The organism is Pseudomonas sp. SAS7 (assembly GCF_052112345.1).
Classification (GTDB): domain Bacteria; phylum Pseudomonadota; class Gammaproteobacteria; order Pseudomonadales; family Pseudomonadaceae; genus Aquipseudomonas; species Aquipseudomonas putida_Q.
The window spans coordinates 40041-59135 of sequence record NZ_JBEGGO010000008.1 but is presented as its reverse complement, the minus strand read 5'-3'; the positions used below and the strand labels follow the sequence as shown (position 1 = coordinate 59135).

At 64.5% G+C, this 19095-nt stretch carries 15 protein-coding genes; 4 read left to right on the top strand and 11 right to left on the bottom strand.

Annotated elements, in window-relative coordinates; all coding sequences use genetic code 11:
* Positions 1–336: 336 nt before the first annotated feature.
* The 3 genes from ABI582_RS14435 to ABI582_RS14425 are packed head-to-tail and all read left to right on the top strand — an operon-like array spanning position 337 to position 5806.
* On the top strand, positions 337–1575 hold the full coding sequence (locus ABI582_RS14435) for an exonuclease SbcCD subunit D C-terminal domain-containing protein (protein WP_442119503.1): 1239 nt from the start codon (positions 337–339) through the stop codon (positions 1573–1575).
* Positions 1572–5216, top strand: coding sequence for an AAA family ATPase (locus tag ABI582_RS14430; protein WP_442119502.1), 3645 nt, complete (start codon positions 1572–1574; stop codon positions 5214–5216). Before ABI582_RS14435 ends, ABI582_RS14430 begins: the two co-directional genes overlap by 4 nt.
* Entirely contained in the window at positions 5213–5806 is a 594-nt protein-coding gene (locus ABI582_RS14425) for a glutathione S-transferase (RefSeq protein ID WP_442119501.1), read from the top strand. The genes ABI582_RS14430 and ABI582_RS14425 overlap by 4 nt, the downstream gene beginning before the upstream one ends.
* 148 nt (positions 5807–5954) lie before the next feature.
* Here ABI582_RS14425 and ABI582_RS14420 read toward each other — a convergent pair whose 3' ends face one another.
* From ABI582_RS14420 to ABI582_RS14370, 11 genes are all read right to left on the bottom strand, one after another.
* Positions 5955–6125 carry a hypothetical protein gene (locus ABI582_RS14420; RefSeq protein ID WP_442119500.1) on the bottom strand — a complete coding sequence of 57 codons (171 nt, stop codon included), beginning with the start codon at positions 6123–6125 and terminating at the stop codon, positions 5955–5957.
* Between the two features lie 122 nt (positions 6126–6247).
* Complete coding sequence (locus ABI582_RS14415; protein ID WP_442119499.1) at positions 6248–7378, bottom strand: lactonase family protein; 1131 nt, start codon at positions 7376–7378, stop codon at positions 6248–6250.
* The gene (locus ABI582_RS14410; RefSeq protein ID WP_004577427.1) at positions 7344–7634 is read right to left on the bottom strand and encodes a DUF5629 family protein; all 291 of its coding nucleotides are present in this window, start codon (positions 7632–7634) and stop codon (positions 7344–7346) included. Before ABI582_RS14410 ends, ABI582_RS14415 begins: the two co-directional genes overlap by 35 nt.
* 150 nt (positions 7635–7784) lie before the next feature.
* A complete protein-coding gene (locus ABI582_RS14405; protein WP_442119498.1) occupies positions 7785–10160 on the bottom strand; it encodes an efflux RND transporter permease subunit in 2376 nt (791 codons plus the stop codon).
* A gap of 20 nt (positions 10161–10180) precedes the next feature.
* Complete coding sequence (locus ABI582_RS14400) at positions 10181–11209, bottom strand: WD40/YVTN/BNR-like repeat-containing protein (RefSeq protein ID WP_442119497.1); 1029 nt, start codon at positions 11207–11209, stop codon at positions 10181–10183.
* A 266-nt stretch (positions 11210–11475) separates the two neighbouring features.
* Complete coding sequence (gene pepN, locus ABI582_RS14395) at positions 11476–14133, bottom strand: aminopeptidase N (protein ID WP_442119496.1); 2658 nt, start codon at positions 14131–14133, stop codon at positions 11476–11478.
* A gap of 13 nt (positions 14134–14146) precedes the next feature.
* Positions 14147–14977: a DUF2797 domain-containing protein gene (locus ABI582_RS14390; RefSeq protein ID WP_258909415.1), complete on the bottom strand. Its 831-nt coding sequence runs from the start codon at positions 14975–14977 to the stop codon at positions 14147–14149.
* Entirely contained in the window at positions 14974–15234 is a 261-nt protein-coding gene (locus ABI582_RS14385; protein WP_016500845.1) for a YeaC family protein, read from the bottom strand. Before ABI582_RS14385 ends, ABI582_RS14390 begins: the two co-directional genes overlap by 4 nt.
* Positions 15235–15247: 13 nt before the next feature.
* A complete protein-coding gene (locus tag ABI582_RS14380) occupies positions 15248–16132 on the bottom strand; it encodes a rhomboid family intramembrane serine protease (protein ID WP_442119495.1) in 885 nt (294 codons plus the stop codon).
* Entirely contained in the window at positions 16129–17103 is a 975-nt protein-coding gene (locus ABI582_RS14375; RefSeq protein WP_169725181.1) for a metallophosphoesterase, read from the bottom strand. The genes ABI582_RS14380 and ABI582_RS14375 overlap by 4 nt, the downstream gene beginning before the upstream one ends.
* Complete coding sequence (locus ABI582_RS14370) at positions 17100–17990, bottom strand: NAD(+) kinase (protein WP_008090067.1); 891 nt, start codon at positions 17988–17990, stop codon at positions 17100–17102. The genes ABI582_RS14375 and ABI582_RS14370 overlap by 4 nt, the downstream gene beginning before the upstream one ends.
* Before the next feature lie 43 nt (positions 17991–18033).
* Here ABI582_RS14370 and ABI582_RS14365 point away from each other — a divergent pair, with 43 nt between their 5' ends.
* A complete protein-coding gene (locus ABI582_RS14365; RefSeq protein ID WP_442119494.1) occupies positions 18034–19029 on the top strand; it encodes a DUF1853 family protein in 996 nt (331 codons plus the stop codon).
* Positions 19030–19095: the final 66 nt, after the last annotated feature.

Below are 19095 nucleotides of genomic sequence, written 5' to 3'. Positions count from 1 at the left end.
GCGCCTGTGAGACCGAGCGCCGCCCGCGCGGCGCATCGCGAGCGAAGCTCGCTCCTACGTTTGTTTCGGGCCAGTTATTCCTGGGGGATTTGCGCGCGAACGTCTTGGCGCATGGCGCGATATGGCGTCGAACAAACCAGGCGGTCGCGCGCGCCTGTCATAGGCGTTACTGGCCAGAAACAAACGTAGGAGCGAGCTTCGCTCGCGATGCGCCGCGCGGGCGGCGCTCGATCTCACAGCCGCCAAACATCTCCAGGCAGACACCTCTAAGCCCCAACCTTGGGTTACCATACCGCCCTTTCCCCGCTTGTCCGACTCGACACCAACAGGTCATCCATGCGTCTGTTTCATACCTCCGACTGGCACCTGGGCCAAAGCCTGCACGGCCAGGAACGCGACTTCGAACACGCCTGCTTCCTCGACTGGCTGCTCGGCCAGCTGCGCCTGCGCCAGCCCGATGCGCTGCTGATTGCCGGCGACATCTTCGACACGGTCAACCCCCCGGTCAAAGCCCAGGAGCGCCTCTACGACTTCATCGTCCAGGCCCATGAGCAACAGCCCAAGCTGGACATTGTGATGATCGCCGGTAACCACGACTCCGGCTCGCGCATCGAGCTGCCCGCCGCACTGATGCGCCGCCTGCGCACCCATGCCCTGGGCCGTGTGCACTGGCTGGACGAAGGCCAGCTGGATGCCGAGCGCCTGTTGATCCCACTGACCAACGGCCGCGGCAAGGTCGCCGCCTGGTGCCTGGCCCTGCCCTTCCTGCGCCCGGCCGAGGTCACCGGCCCGAGCCTGGGCGACGACTACCTGCAAGGCATCACCCAGGTGCACCAGCAATTGATCGCCGCCGCGCAAGCCAAGCGCAAGAAAGACCAGGCGCTGATCGCCATCAGCCATGCGCACATGGCGGGTGGCTCGGTCTCGGAGGACTCGGAGCGCAGCCTGATCATCGGCAACGCCGAGGCACTGCCGGCCAAGCTGTTCGACAAGGCCATCAGCTACGTCGCCCTGGGCCACCTGCACAAACCGCAGAAGGTCAACCGCGAAGAACGCATCCGCTACAGCGGCTCGCCGATCCCGCTATCGTTCGCCGAAATCAACTACCCGCACCAGGTGCTGGAAGTGGAGCTGAACGGTACCGACCTGGTCAGCGTCGAACCGCGCCCGGTACCGCGCGCGGTGGCCCTGCAACGGGTCGGCCCGGCGCCGCTGGGCGAACTGCTGCAGCAATTGGCCGACCTGCCCGTGATCGACCTGCTCGAAGACCCCAACCGCCAGCCCTGGCTGGAGGTGCGGGTGATACTGGACGAGCCGCAACCCGACCTGCGCCAGCAGGTTGAAACTGCACTGGAAGGCAAGGCCGTGCGGCTGATCCGCATCAGCGCCGAATACGCCGGCCGCAATAACGCCGAAGACGATGACCTGGCCTTTGTCGAGCTTTCCCAGATGACCCCGCAAGACCTGTTCAGCCGCGCCTGGGAGCAGGCTTACGGAAACCCCGCAGATGAGCAGGCGCTGGCCGACTTTGCCCTGCTGTTGCAGGACGTGCAGCAGGAAGAGGAGCAGCCATGAAGATTCTCGCCATTCGCCTGAAGAACCTGGCATCGCTGGCCGGCCCGGTCGAAATCGACTTCACCGCGGAGCCCTTGGCCAGCGCTGGCCTGTTCGCCATCACCGGGCCTACCGGGGCCGGCAAGAGCACCCTGCTCGACGCCCTGTGCCTGGCATTGTTTGGCACGGTGCCACGCCTGAACGACATCGGCCGCGAGGCCAAGGTGCCCGACGCCGACGGCGAAATCCCCACCTACGACCCGCGCAACCTGCTGCGCCGAGGCACCGGCAGTGGCTTTGCCGAAGTCGACTTCATCGGCATCGACGGCCGCCGCTACCGCGCCCGCTGGGAAGCCAACCGCGCCCGCGACAAGGCCAACGGCAAGCTGCAGCACAGCCGCCAGAGCTTCTACGACCTGGACAGCGAACAGGTGCTGGGCAGTGGCAAGAACGAATACAAGCAACTGGTCGAGGCCCGCCTTGGCCTGAACTTCGAGCAGTTCACCCGTGCGGTGATGCTGGCCCAGAGCGAGTTCGGCGCTTTCCTCAAGGCGGACGACAAAGAGCGCAGCGAGCTGCTGGAAAAGCTCACCAACACCGCCATCTACACCCGTTTGGGCCAGCGCGCTTTCAGCAAGGCCCGTGAAGCCGGCGAGGCGCACAACGCCCTGAAGGACCGCGCCAGTCACCTGCTGCCAATGGCCGCCGAAGCCCGCAGCGACCTTGACCAGCGCCTGGAGCAGGCGCAGCAGCAGTTCAAGGCCGACCAGGCTGGCGAGCGCCAACTGGAACAGCAACGCAACTGGCTGAATGAACAACGCCAGTTGCAGGCCCAACATGCCGAAGCTGGCACCGCGCTACAGGCCGCCGAACAAAGCTGGCAGCAACTGGCCGAACCCCGCCTGGACCTCGTTCGCCTGGAGCGCCTGGCCCCCCAGCGCCACCAGTTCCACCGCCAGCAGGCGCTGACTGCGCAGCTGGCACCCGTGGCCGCGAAGATCGCTGAGCAACAGCAGCACCAAGCCGAGTTGCAGGTGCGCACCCTTGAGCTCGAACAGGCGCTGGGCGCCGCACGCCAGGCGCTTGCCGACAGCCAGGCCCGGCATGGCGAAAACGCACCGCGCCTGCGCCAGGCCTTTGCCGCCCAGGACAACCTGGCGCGCCTGGACCAGGAACTGGCCGCTCAGCGCAGCACCAGCCAACAGGCTGAACAGCAGGTCGCCGACGGCCAGCAGCAGTTGCAGCAGCTTGAAGACAACCAGCAGCGCAGCCTGCAGCAGCTGGCCCAGATTGACACCGCGCTGGCCGACAGCCAGCACCTGGCAGGCCTGGCAAATGCCTGGCACGCCTACCTGCCGCAGCTGAAGCAGGTGATGCTGATCGGTGGGCGCCTGGCCAAAGGCCGTGAAGAACTGCCCGGCCTGCAGGCCCAGGCCAGCCAGGCCAACGCGCACTTGCAGGCCGAGCGTGACGCCTTCGACCTGCTGTTCCGCGAGGCCAAGGCCGAACCACAGGCGCTTGCCGAGCAAATCGACCTGCTCGGTGGCATGCTGCAGGACAACCGCAAGCAGCAGCGCGCCGTCGAAGAACTGTCGCGCCTGCATGGCCGTGAACAAGAGCTGCGCCAGCAGCTGCATGCCGTGCGCGAACGGCAGCAGCAGGCCATGCAGCAACGCCAGCAACTGATTACCGAAGGCACCGCCGCCAAGGCCGAGCTGGAAGCCGCCGAGCAAGCGCTGAACCTCACCCGCCAGCTGTTGCAGCGCCAGCGCCTGGCGCGTAATACCAGCGTCGAAGAACTGCGCGGCCAACTGCGCGACGGCGAACCTTGCCCAGTGTGCGGCAGCGCCGAGCACCCGTTCCATCAGCCCGAAGCCCTGCTGCAGAGCCTGGGCCGCCATGACCAGGCCGAAGAAGACGCCGCGCAAAAGCAGGTCGAAATCCTCAATAGCAAGCTGGTTGAATTGCGTACCCAGCTGGGTGTGGTAAACGCCCAGCTCAAAGACTACCAACAGCAACTGCAACAACTGGGCGACCAGCTGCAACCGCTGGTGGCCCAGGTACAGGCACATAGCCTTTGGCCGGCCCTCGCCCCGCAGGACGACAAGGCCCGTAGCACCTGGCTCGACGGCCAGTTGCGGCGCCTGGACGAAGAAATCGGCCAGGACGAGAAGCGCCAGAGCGCCCTGCTCGCCCTGCAAAAAGACGCCGCCCGCCTTAACCAGCAACTACAGGCTGCCCACGACGCCCAGCAGCAGGCCCAGCGCCATCTGGAGCAACAGCACCAAGCCCTGGCCAACGATGAGCAGCAGTTGCAGCAGGGGCTGAGCGACCTCGCAGGCGTATTGCCCGAGCAAGCGCTCAAGGCCCTCAACGAAGACCCGGCAAATGCCTTCCTCGCCCTCGACCAGCAGATTGCCCAGCGCCTGCAGCAACTGGAGCAGCGCAAGGACGAACTGGAAGAACAACAAGCCCGCCAGGCACAGCTGGACAAGTTGCGCGACCAGCAACAGGCGCGCATCCAAGGCCTGCAGCAGTTGCAGCAGCAACTGGCCGCCCTCGACGAACAACGCCTGCAAGCCCAGACCTCGCTCGGTGAACTGCTGGGCGAGCACTCCAGTGCAGAAGCCTGGCAGCAGCACATGGACGCCTCGCTGGAGCAAGCCCGCGCCCTGGACGCCGACACCGCCCAGCGCCTGCAAGACCTGCGCACACAGGGTGTGCAACTGGCCAGTGAGCTCAAGGCTAACATTCAGCAGCAACAGGCGCTGGACGCCGAGTGCCAGCAGTTGCAGGGCCAGATCGCCCAGTGGCGCAGCGAGCATCCGGAACTGGACGACGCAGGCCTGGATCGCTTGCTGGCCATGGATGATGCGCAAGTCAGTGAACTGCGCCAGCACCTGCAAAACGCCGAGAAAGCCATCGAACAAGGCCGCGTACTGCTGCAGGAACGTGAACAACGACTGCAACAACACGCCGCACAAATGACCGTGGACACCTCGGCCGAAGCCTTGGAGCAAGCCCTGACCGAGCTGCGCGAGCGCCTGGCCGGCCACGAGCAGCAGTGCGCCGAACTGCGTGCACAGCAGGCCGACGACCAGCGTCGCCAGCAGGCACACCAGGCGTTGGCGGCAGAAATCGAACAGGCCCATCAGCAATGGCAACGCTGGGCCCGCCTGAACGCCCTGATCGGTTCGGCCTCGGGCGATGTGTTCCGCAAGATCGCCCAGGGCTACAACCTCGACCTGCTGCTGCACCACGCCAACACCCAGCTACGCCAGCTGGCCCGCCGCTACCGCCTCAAGCGCGGCGGCAGTGCGCTGGGCCTGCTGGTGCTGGACACCGAAATGGGTGACGAACTGCGCTCGGTGCACTCGCTGTCGGGCGGGGAAACCTTCCTGGTCTCGCTGGCCCTGGCCTTGGGCCTGGCCTCGATGGCCTCCAGCACCCTGCGCATCGAATCGCTGTTCATCGACGAAGGCTTCGGCAGCCTCGACCCCGAGTCGCTGCAACTGGCCATGGACGCCCTCGACGGCTTGCAGGCCCAGGGCCGCAAGGTGGCGGTGATCTCCCACGTGCAGGAAATGCACGAGCGCATCCCGGTGCAGATCCAGGTGCGTCGTCAAGGCAATGGCCTGAGTGAAGTGGAGGTGTGCGGGTGATCCTCTACTCGTTCCGCCGCTGCCCCTGGGCCATGCGCGCGCGCTTGGCCTTGCGTTATGCCGGGTGCGAGGTGGAAATCTGTGAGGTGGCGATGAAGAACAAGCCGGCAGAACTGCTGGCCTTGTCGCCCAAGGGCACGGTGCCGGTGCTGGATACCGGTGCCGGGGTACTGGAAGAAAGCCTGGACATCATGCGCTGGGCGCTGACGCAAAACGACCCGCAGGACTGGCAGCTACAGGCTGACCCTGTGGCCGCGCAGCAAGCTGAAGCCCTGATTGCTCGCAATGACAGCACATTCAAGGCGCAGGTGAACCTGTACAAGTATGCCGAGCGCTACCCGCAGCACACCCGCGAGCATTACCGCCAGCAGGCGGAGGCCTGGCTGGCGGAGCTTGAAGGCCTGCTGGCAGGACGACCCTACCTGCTGGCCGACCACCCGAGCATTGCCGATGCCGCGTTGCTACCCCTGATGCGCCAGTTTGCCGGGGTCGAACCGCAGTGGTTCGCCGAGGCGGCTTATCCGCGGGTGCGGAGCTGGCTGGAGGGGTGGTTGGCTTCGGAGCTGTTCAGGTCAGTCATGGCCAAATGAGTTCACACGATCTCTTGTAGGAGCGGCCTTGTGTCGCGATAGGGGCGCGCAGCGGCCCCAAAATATCTGCATCACAGCCGAGATAGCCGGGGCCGCCTTGCGGCCCTATCGCGACACAAGGCCGCTCCTACAGGAGACCGCACAAGGCTCAGTGGTGCTGCTTGCCACTCAGGGCGGCATGGAAGTGGGCACTCTGGCGCAGGTACTGCTCGGTGTAGCTGTGGGAAGCCTTGCTGCTGTCGGCATGGGCATGCGCCGGCAGTACGACCGATGCGGAAATGGCGGATGCAGCAATGACCGGGAAGAGATTGAAGTTCATCTGGGCTGACCTCGACGGCGGTGGTTTGACGGTGGCCCGTTTGGGCCTTGGGTCAAACTTACGCCGCCGAGGCCGCACGCAAAAATTCATTGCGGCAGTACCGATTATCACGCTGATCGATATCACTCGATGAACTTGAGGTCCGAGGGTGCATCCTGCTTCAGCGTCTGCACCGTCTCCAGCAGCTTGCCACTGCGCGGATCGCGACGTATCACCACGATCTGGTTGCTCTTCTGGTTGGCCACCAGCAGGAAGTTGTCACTCGGGTCCAGGGCAAACTCCCGAGGGTGATCGCCTTCTACCGGGCGACGCTGCAGGAACGCCAACTGGCCATCCTGCTTGCCCACGCTGAACGCCACAATTTCATTGGCCGTGCCACGGTTGCTCACGTACAGGAAGCGCCCGTCCGCCGACAGGTGCAAGCCACCTGCTGCCTTCGCTGCGGCCTCCTGGCGCTCGGTCAGGGGTAAGCGCTGGCGTTCAACCAGGTTGCCGTCCTGCACATCGAACATCACTACCTCGGCGTTCATTTCCAGGGTGAGGTAGGCGTGCCGGCCCTTGGCGTCGAACAGCAAGTGACGCGGGCCGCTGCCCGGCGGCAAGGCCACGGACGCAGGTATCGCCGCTGTCAGCGGGTGGTCGGCACTGGCACCGTCGTAGCGGTAGATGAACACCTTGTCGGCACCCAGGTCACTGGCGTACAGGTGCTGGCCGTCCGGTGACAGCACCAGCGAATGCACGTGGGCACCGGCCTGGCGCTCAGGGTTGACCCCGCTCGCCTTGTGCCGGGCCTGTTGCACCACGGGCTTGAGCTTGCCGTCCTTGGCCACCGGGATCACCACCAGGCTGCCACCGGGGTCGGGGTTGACCGCGTAGTTGGCCACGAACAGGTAGCGCTGGTCACGGCTGAGGCTGGCGTGGGTCGGCTCGTCGCCCTGGGTGGCCACCTGGTTGAGCGGTTTGATTTCGCCTTTGCTGCTGATGCTGAAACTGCTGGCATGGCCCTGGGGGGTCTCATTCACCGCAAACAGCTGACGCTGGTCGGCCGACAGCACCAGCCACGAAGGGCTGACGCTCTTCACCACCTGAAGGGGCGTGGGGTCGATACGGCCGGCCTTGTCGTCGAACTGATAGCGGTAGATGCCCTGGCTGGCACCATCGGTATAGCTGCCCACCAGCAAGGTAGCGGCGTGGGAATTGATCGTGAGGCTCATCAGGCTAGCGGTCAGCAGGCTCGTCCAGATCCGGTTCATCTTGGTCATCATCCGGGGCGCGAAAGGCACTCATACAGACTAGCCGATGCTCGCCGTTGGCATCGTTGAGTTGCCATTCATCACCGGTGGCGATAGCGGCGGCGACTTGTTCGGGGGTGAAGGACCAGCGGCGCAGCTGGCGACCGTCCATGCATTCGACGGTGAGGCCGGATGCGTCGGCGGTGAAATCGAAGGCGTGCAGGCCGTCGATCAGGAGCATGTCGCAGGACTGCAGGGCGGTGGCGAGGGGGGACATGGGGGTACCTGTGGGAAATATGGCGGCATTATAACCCTGGGGCTGCTTTGCAGCCCATTCGCAGCACAAGGCTGCTCCTACAGGGGATCGCGTAACCCTTGTAGGAGCAGCCTTGTGCTGTGAATGGGCCGCAAAGCGGCCCCTTGCGATTCAATGGGCGAAAATGGACCCACCTTCCTTGCCCACCATCTTCTGCGGCTTTATCAGGAACCGTGCCAGGGCCGGCAGCAGCCACAGCGCGCCAAACATGTTCCACAGCAGCATGAACGTCAGCATCAGCCCCATATCAGCCTGGAACTTGATCGCCGAGAAGATCCAGGTGCACACGCCGATGGCCAGGCACAAGCCAGTGAACAACACGGCTTTACCCGTGGAGCGCAGGGTCTGGTAATACGCCTCCTGCAACGGCAACCCGGCACGCAGGAAGCTTTCCAGCCGGCTGTAGATGTAGATGCCGTAATCCACGCCAATCCCCACGCCCAGCGCCACCACCGGCAAGGTCGCCACCTTCACCCCAATGCCCATGTAGGCCATCAACGCATTGCCCAGCACCGAGGTCAGTACCAGCGGCAGGACGATGCACAGGGTGGCGGCGAACGAGCGGAAGGTGATCAGGCACATCACCGCCACGCAGATGTACACCAGGATCAGAATGGTCAGCTCGGCCGACTTGATCACTTCGTTGGTCGCTGCCTCGATCCCGGCGTTGCCCGCCGCCAGCAGGAACTGCAGGCCTTCCTTGTTGTGGCTGTCGGCAAACGCCTTGGCCGCGGCAGTGACCCGCTCCAGGGTCTCGGCCTTGTGGTCGTTGAGGAACACCAGCACCGGCGCCAACGAGCAGTCACCGTTGTACAGGCCATCGGCACGGGCGATGGAGTTGTTGAGGATGTCCGGGTTACGCGACAGGGTTTCCCATTTCAGGCTGCCCTCGTTCATGCCCTTGATCACCTGCTTGGACACGGTCACCAGGGAAATCGCCGACTGCACACCCGGGGTGTTCTGCATGGTCCACATCAGCTCGTCGATCGGCGCCATGGTCGAATGGACCGAGCACTGCTCCGGCGGGGTCTTGACCATGATCACCAGCACATCGGAACTGGTGGAGTAGTTGCTGATGATGAAGTTGTTGTCCTGGTTGTAGCGCGAGTCGGGGCGCAGCTCCGGCGCGCCCTGGTCGAGGTCGCCGATCTTCAGGTTCTGGCTGTACCACAGGCCGCCGGCGAAGGCGACCAGCGCCAGGGTTACAGACACCGGCGCCACCTTGGCACTGGCGAAGTTCGATAACAGGCGCCAGAACGGGTGCTCGCGGGTGGCGTCCTTCTTGCTGCGCTCGATGGCCTTCTTGCTGATGCCAACGTACGAAATAGCCACCGGCAGCAGGATCAGGTTGGTGAACACGATCACCGCCACGCCGATGGACGCACCGATGGCCAGCTCGCGGATCACCCCGATATCGATGATCAGCAGGGTGATGAAGCCCACCGCGTCGGCGAGGATGGCGATCATGCCCGGCAGGAACAGCTGGCGGAAGGTGCGCCTGGCCGCCGTGAGGGCGTTGTCGGCATCACTCGACTGCAAGGCGATGCCGTTGATCTTCTGCACCCCGTGGGAAATGCCGATGGCGAAGATCAGGAACGGCACCAGCATCGAGTAAGGGTCCAGGCCAAAGCCCACCGCATGCATCAGCCCCAGCTGCCAGACCACCGCCACCAGGGTGGTGATGAGCACGGCGATGGTGCTGCGGATGCACCAGGTGAACCAGTACAACAGCACCCAGGTAATGGCCAGGGCGACGCCGAAGAACATCGCCACCATCACCAGGCCGTCGATCAGGTCACCGACCTTCTTGGCAAAGCCGACAATGTGGATTTTCACATTGGGGTTCTGCGCCTGGAACTTGTCGCGGATCTTCTCTTCCAGCAGGTGCGAGAACTGCTGGTAGTCCAGCTTCACCTGCTTGCCAGGGTCCTGCGGGTCGGGGTAGCTCTCCAGCAGCGGTACATCGACGATGCTGGATTTGAAGTTGTTGCCCACCAGCCGCCCCACCTGGCCGGACTTGAGCACGTTGTCGCGCAGGGTGTCGAGGCTGTCCTGTGAGCCGTTGTAAGTGTTAGGGATCACCTCGCCACCGGAAAAGCCCTCTTCGGTCACCTCGCTCCAGCGCACGCTGGGGCTCCACAGCGACTTCAGCCCGGCACGGTCGACGCCGGGGATGTAGAACACCTCGTCGTGGACCTGGCGCAGGGTTTCCATGTAGTCCTTGTCGAAGATGTCGCCGTTCACCGCCTCCACCGAAATGCGCACGGTGTTGCCCAGGTTGGCCAGGTCGTTACGGTGCTCCATCATCTGCTCGATGAACGGGTGCTGCAGCGGGATCATCTTCTCGAAGCTGGTGGACGGGCGAATCTGCGTGGCCTGCCAGAACAGGAAAATGCTCACCAGCACGCACAGCGCGATGACCACGGGGCGGTTGTTGAAGATCAGGCGTTCGAGCAGCGTGGCCTTGTCCTGGTGGTGCGGGTGCATGGTAATGCTCTCCCTGCTGGTCATTGGCTCGCCCCCTCGGCACCCTGGGCATCCGCCAGGTGCACACCGCCCTGCCCTACCAGCAGCAGGCCGCCATTGGCCAGGCCGCTGACGCCAGCCAGGGCGATGCGGTCGGCGCGGTTGTACACGCTGAAGGTCTGGCCGCCATCGGCACTGCGCAGCACGCTGCCGCCGTTGCCGACCAGCACCAGGGTGCCATCATCGAGAAGCGTAGCGCTTGCCAGGCCGAATTCGAGGTTGCCGCGCGCGACCTTGAGCTCGATCGGCTGCCAGCTGTCGCCAAAATCGGTGGAACGGAACAGGTTGCCTCGCAGGCCGTACGCCAGCAGGGCGTTCGGCTGGGCGGTGCCGATCACGCCGAACAGCGAGCCCTCGTAAGGGCCCTGGACTTTGGACCAGGTCTGGCCGTTGTCGGCGGAGCGGAACATGCCACCCTGCTCGCCTACGATGAACAGGCCGGCGTCATGCACCCGGGCGATACCGTTCAGGTGCAACTGGTCAGGATTGTCCAGGCGCTCGGCCACGTCCTGCCAGTGCTGCCCGCCGTCTGTGGTTTCCAGCAAGGCGCCATAGGCACCCACGGCAAAGCCGTGCTGGGCATCGAGGAAGGCAACATCGAGCAAGGGGGCTTCACGGGCGAGGTCTTCGTACTGCTTGGTCCAGGTCGCGCCGCCGTCGCTGCTGACGAGAATCTGCGCATCATGGCCGACCGCCCAGCCGCGCTTGTCATCGAGGAAGAACACGGCGGTGAGCAGCTGCCGGGTAGGTACCCGGGCCTGGGTCCAGGTGCTGCCCTGGTCGTCGGAGAACAGAATGTGGCCGCGATCACCCACCACCACCAGGCGCTTGCCGGCATGGGTGGCGCCGATCAGCAGGCTTTGGCTGGCCTTGGCCGATTCGGTGGAGTATTCGTCGGCGGCGGCGGCCTGGGCACTGTCGGCCCACACCCCCAAAGCCAGTGCCAGCACTGCGCTGGCCGCCCATGGCCAGGCACCACGCCTGGCTGGCGCGCGTAGCTGTTCCCTCATGACTGCCCCCTTGTTGTGTTCTTGTTGGTGGGTCAATGCATTGCAGGTACTGCGAAAAGCCTGATCTAGAGGCCTGCAATAGCTTGAGGGGATCGTAGCGGGGATTTTGGCGGGGATACAACGGGCGGGGTGTTATGTTTTGTTGTCGGCCCACAAAGCTTCGCGGGTAAACCCGCTCCCACAGGTGCTACACCGTCCATGAAAACGGTGAAGTACCTGTGGGAGCGGGTTTACCCGCGAAGAGGCCGGCACTGACTACAGAAAACTCAAGCCAGGCTCTTGCTCACCACTTCATACACATCACTGGACAGCTCACCCGAAGCCAGAATCCGCTCCAGCTCGCCCTTCATCAGGGCCTGGCGCGCAGCGTCATACTTGCGCCAGCGGGTCAGCGGCGCCAGTTGCCGGGAGGCAATCTGCGGGTTCAGCGCATTCAGCTCGATCACCAGGTCCGCCAGGAAACGGTAGCCCGAACCATCCGCCGCATGGAAGTTGACCAGGTTCTGCCCGGCAAAGGCACCCACCAGTGCACGTACCTTGTTCGGGTTCTTCAGGGTGAACGCCGGGTGCTGCATCAACGCCTTGACCCGCGCCAGCCCGCCCGGCAGCGCGCTGGCCGCCTGCACACTGAACCACTGGTCCATGACCAGCGGGTTGTCCTTGAAGTGCTCGGCAAAGGCTTCCAGGGCCTTGGCCCGCTCGGCTTCGAACGGCGAGTTGACCAGCACCGCCAGGGCCGTGAGGCGTTCGGTCATGTTGTCGCACTGATCGAACTGCTCCAGGGTCGCTTCCAGCACCTGCGGCTTGCCGCTCTGCATCAGGTACGACAAGGCGATGTTCTGCAGGCTACGGCGGGCAAAGTGCTCGGCAGAGGCCACATAAGCGGTGCTGCGCGACACTTCACGGTTGGCCTGGTAGCGCGCCCACAGCGCGTCGAACAGCTGCGCGGCGATCTGCTGGCGGGCGAACTCACGGGCAGTGTGGATGGCGTCGACGTCGGCCACCTGGCTGATTTCGGTGAGGTAGGCCTCGCCCGGCAGCGAAAGCATTTCGGCAACCATGGCGGCGTCCAGCGACTCGTTGCCCAGCACGGTGCCCAGGGCAGTGATCAGGCGCTGGTCGAGTTTCAGGCCTTCGCCGCGTTGATGCTGGCCGATCAGTTCTTGCAGTACCTGCACCGACAGCTGCTGGCCCGCTTCCCAGCGGTTGAAGCCGTCGCTGTCGTGCTGCATCAGGAACATCAGCTGGTCGCGGTCGTAAGGGAAGCTGAGCTTCACCGGCGCACTGAAGCCGCGCAGCAGCGAGGGCAGCGGCTTGGCCTGGACACCTTCGAAGGTGAAGGTCTGCTCGGCCTCGGTCACCGACAGCACGCGGCTGGTGCCGCCAGCAGCGGCTTCACCGGCCAGGCGCAGCGGCAGGTCATTGCCTTCGGCGTCCAGCAGGCCCAGCTCGACCGGGATCACGAACGGCAGTTTCTCGGCCTTGTCCGGGGTTTGCGGGCAGCTCTGGCGGAAGGTCAGGCTGTAGGTCTGCGCAGCAGCGTCATAGGCTTCGCTGACTTCCAGGCGCGGGGTACCGGCCTGGCTGTACCAGCGCTTGAACTGGGTGAAGTCGACGCCGTTGGCGTCTTCCATCGCCTTGATGAAGTCGTCGGTGGTCACCGCCTGGCCATCATGGCGTTCGAAGTACAGGTCGCTGCCTTTGCGGAAGCCTTCATTACCCAGCAGGGTGCGGACCATGCGCACCACTTCGGCGCCCTTCTCGTACACGGTCAGGGTGTAGAAGTTGGAGATCTCGATGAAGCTGTCCGGGCGCACGGGGTGGGCCATGGGGCCGGCGTCTTCGGCGAACTGGTGGGTGCGCAGGTAGGCGACGTCTTCGATGCGCTTGACCGTGCGCGAGTTCATGTCGGCGCTGAACTCGGCATCGCGGAACACCGTGAAGCCTTCTTTCAGCGACAGCTGGAACCAGTCACGGCAGGTGACACGGTTGCCCGACCAGTTGTGGAAGTACTCGTGGGCGACCACGCCTTCGACGCGCTGGTGCGCGGCATCGGTGGCGGTTTCGGCACGGGCCAGCACACAGCTGGAGTTGAAGATGTTCAGGCCCTTGTTTTCCATGGCGCCCATGTTGAAGTCGTTGACCGCAACAATCATGAAGATGTCCAGGTCGTACTCGCGGCCGTAGACTTCTTCGTCCCAGCACATCGACTTCTTCAGGCTGACCATGGCGTGGTCGCACTTGTCGAGGTTCTCGGGCTCGACATAGATGCGCAGCATCACATCGCGGCCAGACTGGCGTGTGAAGTTGTCCTCGACGCACCACAAGTCACCGGCCACCAGCGCGAACAGGTAGGCCGGCTTCTTGAACGGATCTTCCCAGGTTGCCCAGTGGCGGCCATCTTCAGCCGGCCCGCTGCCGGTCGGGTTGCCGTTCGACAACAGCACCGGGTAGCGATGCTGCTCGGCAATCACCGTGGTGGTAAAGGTGCTCATCACGTCCGGGCGGTCGAGGTAGTAGGTGATCTTGCGGAAGCCCTCGGCCTCGCACTGGGTGCAAAACATCTTGCCCGACTTGTACAGGCCTTCCAGTGCAGTGTTGCTCTCGGGGTGGATCTTCACGCTGGTGTCGAGGGTGAACTGCTCGGCCTTGGGGTGCAGCGTCAGGCTGTCGGCTTCGAGCTGGTAGTCGCCCGCCTGCAATTGCTGGTCGTTCAGCGCGGCGCGCAGCAGTTCCAGCTGCTGGCCGTCGAGCACCAAGGGCGGCAGGCCGGCACCGCGTGCCGGGTTGCGGCGCATGACCAGTTGCGCGTGAACCAGGGTGTGGTCCTCGAACAGCTCGAAAGTCAGGTGCGTCTCGTCAATCAGGTACTCGGGCGCCTGGTAATCCTTCAGGTAGATCACTTGCGGTTGTTCGGTACGCATGTGCAGGTCCTTTTTACTGGAGCACGGCCAACTGGTAGGCCGTGTACTTGCGAATATTGATCACACCGGTGTCGAAGATCAGGTACTGGCCCTTGATGCCCAGCAGCGTGCCTTCGGCCACCGGGTCCTTGTCGAGGTTGAAGCTGACGATCTTTTTCGGGTAGGCCTCGACCGGGTACTTCATCTGCACCACTTCGGCGTCGGGCAGCGGCTGGATCGCCTGCAGGCCAAAGCGCCCGTGCAGCTCGCGCAGGCCATCGGCGCAGGCGTCGAAGATCTGATCGCGGATAGCCGGCAAGTCGAGCACCTCGGCGTCGCCTTTGAGCAGCGCGCGCCAGTTGGTGCGGTCCGGCACCTGGCTGCGCAGTACGTCTTCGACCAGGCCTGACTGCTGGCGGGTAGACACGCGCATGATCGGCAGGGCCTGGCTGGCGCCCTGGTCGAGCCAGCGGGTGGGCAACTGAGTGGCGCGGGTGATGCCGACCTTGATCCCCGACGAATTGGCCAGGTAGACCACGTGGTCGGTCATGCAGAACTGTTCGCCCCACGACGGCTCGCGGCAGGTGCCGGCGTCGTAGTGGCATTTTTCCGGGGCCATGATGCACACATCGCACTGGGCCAGCTTGGTCATGCACGGGTAGCAGTACCCCTGGCTGAAGCTGGTCTTGGTGCGCTTGCCGCAGTGGTTGCAGTGAATGGCGCCGAGGTATTCCAGGCGCAGGCGCTGGCCGATCAGCGGGTTGACCGGCACCTGCGTGTCATCCAGGCGGAAGCTGTATTGCACCACGGGTGCCTGCAGGCTTACCGCCATTTTGCTCAACGAGCCACGAGCGAGTTCGATCAATGTACCGAGTCCGATTTGAACAGAATGTTGGCGATCGGCGCAGACTTCGATGCGCATTCCTGCGGGCCCATGTAGCCGGTGCGCTGGTCTTCGGGCAGGTTCTGGATCTCCCAGGCAATCACGGCTTGCAGCGACAGCTCTTTTTGCTCGGCGGTGAGCTTGCGGCCATCGGACCATTTGCCGATTTCCACGGCCAGTTTCAGGCTCTCGTAGATTTCCGGTGTGATGTTTTCAATCATTTGCGCGAAAGTGGACATAGTGTCTCCTGATTCAAGCCGACAGTTTACGCCGGGCCAGCGCCCCACCCAAGAGCCCGGTCAGGCATCCGATGAGCAACCCGCCAACATGGGCGGCGTTGGCGATCTGGCCGAGGCCCAGCGTGCCGACCACACCGGTCAGGCATACCACCAGCCAGATCAGCATCATCACCAGCACGCCCTTGGGCAGGTTGAAGTAACGATTGGGCGCCAGCCACTGATACAGCCAGATATGCCCGAGCAAGCCGTACAGCACGCCAGACAGGCCGCCGAACAGGCTCGGCCCGCTGGTGTAGTGCTGGGCCAGGTTGGATACCAGGCTGAACAGCAGGGTCAGCCCCAGCAGCATCCAGGGGCCCTGGCGCAGCTCGATTCGCTTGCCCAGCTCCCAGTACCACAGGCTGTTCATGGCCAGGTGCAGCACACCGAAGTGCAGCAGCATGGGCGATACCAGGCGCCACCACTGGCCTTCGTCCAGAACTTGCGCCAGCGAGCTGAAGTACAGGTAGTCGCCCTGGACGCGGAAGTCGAGGAAGGTGAACCAGCTGATGGTGGTGAAGTTGTCGCCCAGGCTGGTGAGGCCGGCGACGATGAAACACAGCAGCAAGGTGAGGGTGGTGATTTTGCAGGCTTTGGCCTGTTCTACCAGGGAGGGTTGTGTGGGGCTATTCGCGGGCCCCGCTCCCTCAGGTTGCTCTACCGCCTGGATGTCGGCATTGCCGTCCGGGTAGCGCTGGTAGAGTTGCAGCACGTCTTCGACCAGGGTGTCAGGAGCCCAGAGCACCTGGGCATCGCCGTCCTCGCTCACCCGGTGCGGCACCTGCAGGCGCTGCAGCAGGTGGATAAAGCCGCTGAGGTCGACCGACAGCGGCAGGCGCATCACTTCGATAATGTTCATTGGTTGGCCTGCGGGCGGTCGACGTCGACCCAGACGAACTTGTGCGGGTCGATGCGGGTTTCATCATCCAGCCGGTAGGCGGCCAGCTTGCCGTAGAGCACGGCACTGTAGTCCAGGCAGGCCAGGTTGGCGCGGATCGGCGCCGGCCGGCCGCTGCGCCAGTAGTGGCCAACGAACAGCAAGGGCTCGTCTTCGGCATAGCGCAGCAAGGCGTTCTTCTGGCTGTGGCTGAGCGGGGTACTGGCCACTTCTTCGGGCAGGGCATCGGGCTGGAACACGATGTCGCCGTAGGTTTGCGGGTCTTCTTCCCAGAACTTGGTGCGGAAGAAGGCGCGGGTCAGGCCGTCGCCGCCGGTCAGGGTCAGGCCGTCCGGCAGGCGCATGTCGGTGCCGCGCAGCAGGCGGTTGCACACCGTGTCGGCAAAACTGCCACTTACCGCCGAGGCCTGGATGAAGTGTTCATCGATGCGCCCGTCGGGGTATTGCTGGCGCAGCGGCTCGATCAACCGCGGGTCCCAGCAGGCATGCACCAGGCGGAAGCGGCCGGCGTCGATGAACAGCGGCAGCTGGTAGAACCAGTTGACGAAGTCGTGCCAGTCGCCGGGGTGGTGGGCGAACTGGGTGAGGGTTTCGTCGATCAGCCGTGCGTGGCGTGGGGTGTGCTCGCGCACATAGGCCTTGCCGCTGCCGGGCAGCGCCGGGGTGACCCAGCCCAGGGCGTTGTATTCGTGGTTGCCCATGATGCAGAACGCCTGGCCGGCCTCGACCATGTCATGGACGATGTGCAGCGCCTCGCGAATGCGTGGCCCGCGGTCGACGATATCGCCCAGGAACAGCGCCAGGCGCCTTGGGTGGCGCCACACGCCGGCCACACGCTTGTAACCGAGGGCGTCGAGCAGGCGTTCAAGAGTCAGTGCACAGCCGTGCACGTCACCAATGATGTCGAAACTTCGCGCCGGATCGAGCATCAGTCGTCCCTGCTCCCCAGACGGCTGCCCCAGCCCAGTTTGGTGCGGCAGACTTCGTAGTAATTGTGGTCCAGCGGGTGGATCAGGCGCAGCTTCTGCGGCTTCTTGCTCACCGTGATGGTGTCGCCGGGGGCGCAGGTGAAGTGGTTCTGGCCGTCACAGGACACTTGCGGGTAGATCTGCAGGTCCTTGGACACCACGATCTTCAGCTCGCTGTTGCCGTCGACCACGATCGGCCGGCCCGACAGGGTGTGCGGGTACATTGGCACGATAACGATGGCGTCGAGCTTGGGGTGCATGATCGGGCCACCGGCCGACAGCGCGTAGGCGGTGGAACCGGTGGGGGTGGCGACGATCAGGCCGTCGGCCTTCTGGCTGCAGACGAACTGGCCGTCGATGTAGATCTCGAACTCGATCATGCGCGTGGACTTGCCTGGGTGCAGCACCACGTCGTTCAGCGCATCACCCTGGCCGATGGCTTCGTGGTGGCGCCGCACCTCGGCCTGCAGCAGGAAGCGGTTTTCCACCAGGTAGTGGCCGTCCAGCACTTCGGCAACTTTCTCTTCCAGCTCGTCGGGGCGGATGTCGGTGAGGAAGCCCAGGTTGCCACGGTTGATGCCCAGCACCGGAATGTTGTGCCGGGCCAGGGCGCGGGCGGCGCCCAGCAGGCTGCCGTCGCCGCCGACCACGATGACCAGGTCACAGACCTCGCCCAGCAGCTTGCGGGTGGAGGTTTGCAGGCCATGGCCGGGCAGTACTTCGGCAATGGTGTCTTCGAGAATCACGTGCAAGTGGCGCTCGAGGAGGAATTTTTTCAGTCGGCGAATGGTGTCGAGCACCTGCGAGCTGCCAAGGCGACCGATGATACCGATATTGCGAAATTGCTCCATGGGGCTCCTGCGGGGCTCTGCGACGGGTGACGATGGACCGATTATGGGCGAAACCACCGGGCAGCGGCAAACCGGCTATGCTCGCTGGATGATGCCATTCGCCCTGCTCAACGACCTGCCCCGGCAGCTACGCCGCCCCGCCGTGCGCGACCTGGCCTGGGCCCTGCTGTCGCCGCCCCTGCTCAGCGCCCCGCCCTGCCCCCAGCGCCACCCGCTGACGGGCAGCCTCTGGGCGCAGCAGCCGCAGCGCCTCGAGGGCTGGTTGCGGGCGCTGGATGCCGACGATCGCCCGTTGTGCGAGTGGCTGGCAAAGCTCGGCAGCCGGCGGCTGGGGCTGTACTACGAACGGCTGTGGCAATTTGCCCTGGGCCAGGCACCCGGCATCGAGCTGCTGGCGGCCAACCTCGCAATCCGTGACGGTGGGCACACCCTGGGCGAACTGGACGTGGTGCTGCGCGACCGCGACGGTGTGCACCACCTTGAGCTGGCGATCAAGTTGTACCTGGGGCCGCAAGACGCAGGGCACGACCCGCATGCCTGGCTGGGGCCAGGGTGCCATGACCGGCTGGGGACCAAGCTTGCGCACCTGACGGGGCACCAGTTGCCCATGTCGAACGGCGCGCACAGCCGCGAGCTGTTGGCGCGATTGGGGGTTGAGCAGGTGCAGGCACACGTGTGGCTGGGTGGCTACCTGTTCTATCCGTGGCCTGGGCATGCCGAGCCACCCGCGGGCGCCAACCCGCAGCACTTGCGCGGGCGCTGGGTGCGCCGGCGGGACTGGGTCATGGCAGAGGGTGAGCATTGGCAGCCCTTGCAGCGGCATGCCTGGCTGGCACCTGCGCGGGTCGAGGCAGGCGAAGGCTGGACGGTGGAGCAGTTTGCGGCCTGGTTGCACGTGCTGGAGCGGCAGGCGCCGGCGCAGCTGCTGGTGAAGTTGGAGCCTGATGCCGAGGGTGCCTGGCAGGAGGTGGAGCGGGTGTTTCTGGTGGCTGACAGTTGGCCATTTTCAGCACAGGCAACACAATTTTCACAGACCTAGCGCAAAGATTTGTTTCTGGTAACCACTACAGTGGTACCTGAGCGCCAGCAAGAGCGCCTTTCCGAC

Bases quoted from the DNA above. Each gene is read 5' to 3' on its own strand.
- ABI582_RS14435 (WP_442119503.1), top strand. From the start codon at position 337: ATGCGTCTGTTTCATACCTCCGACTGGCACCTGGGCCAAAGCCTGCAC.
- ABI582_RS14430 (WP_442119502.1), top strand. From the start codon at position 1,572: ATGAAGATTCTCGCCATTCGCCTGAAGAACCTGGCATCGCTGGCCGGC.
- ABI582_RS14420 (WP_442119500.1), bottom strand. From the start codon at position 6,125: ATGAACTTCAATCTCTTCCCGGTCATTGCTGCATCCGCCATTTCCGCA.
- ABI582_RS14415 (WP_442119499.1), bottom strand. From the start codon at position 7,378: ATGAACCGGATCTGGACGAGCCTGCTGACCGCTAGCCTGATGAGCCTC.
- ABI582_RS14410 (WP_004577427.1), bottom strand. From the start codon at position 7,634: ATGTCCCCCCTCGCCACCGCCCTGCAGTCCTGCGACATGCTCCTGATC.
- ABI582_RS14405 (WP_442119498.1), bottom strand. From the start codon at position 10,160: ATGCACCCGCACCACCAGGACAAGGCCACGCTGCTCGAACGCCTGATC.
- ABI582_RS14400 (WP_442119497.1), bottom strand. From the start codon at position 11,209: ATGAGGGAACAGCTACGCGCGCCAGCCAGGCGTGGTGCCTGGCCATGG.
- pepN (WP_442119496.1), bottom strand. From the start codon at position 14,133: ATGCGTACCGAACAACCGCAAGTGATCTACCTGAAGGATTACCAGGCG.
- ABI582_RS14385 (WP_016500845.1), bottom strand. From the start codon at position 15,234: ATGTCCACTTTCGCGCAAATGATTGAAAACATCACACCGGAAATCTAC.
- ABI582_RS14380 (WP_442119495.1), bottom strand. From the start codon at position 16,132: ATGAACATTATCGAAGTGATGCGCCTGCCGCTGTCGGTCGACCTCAGC.
- ABI582_RS14370 (WP_008090067.1), bottom strand. From the start codon at position 17,990: ATGGAGCAATTTCGCAATATCGGTATCATCGGTCGCCTTGGCAGCTCG.
- ABI582_RS14365 (WP_442119494.1), top strand. From the start codon at position 18,034: ATGGGCGAAACCACCGGGCAGCGGCAAACCGGCTATGCTCGCTGGATG.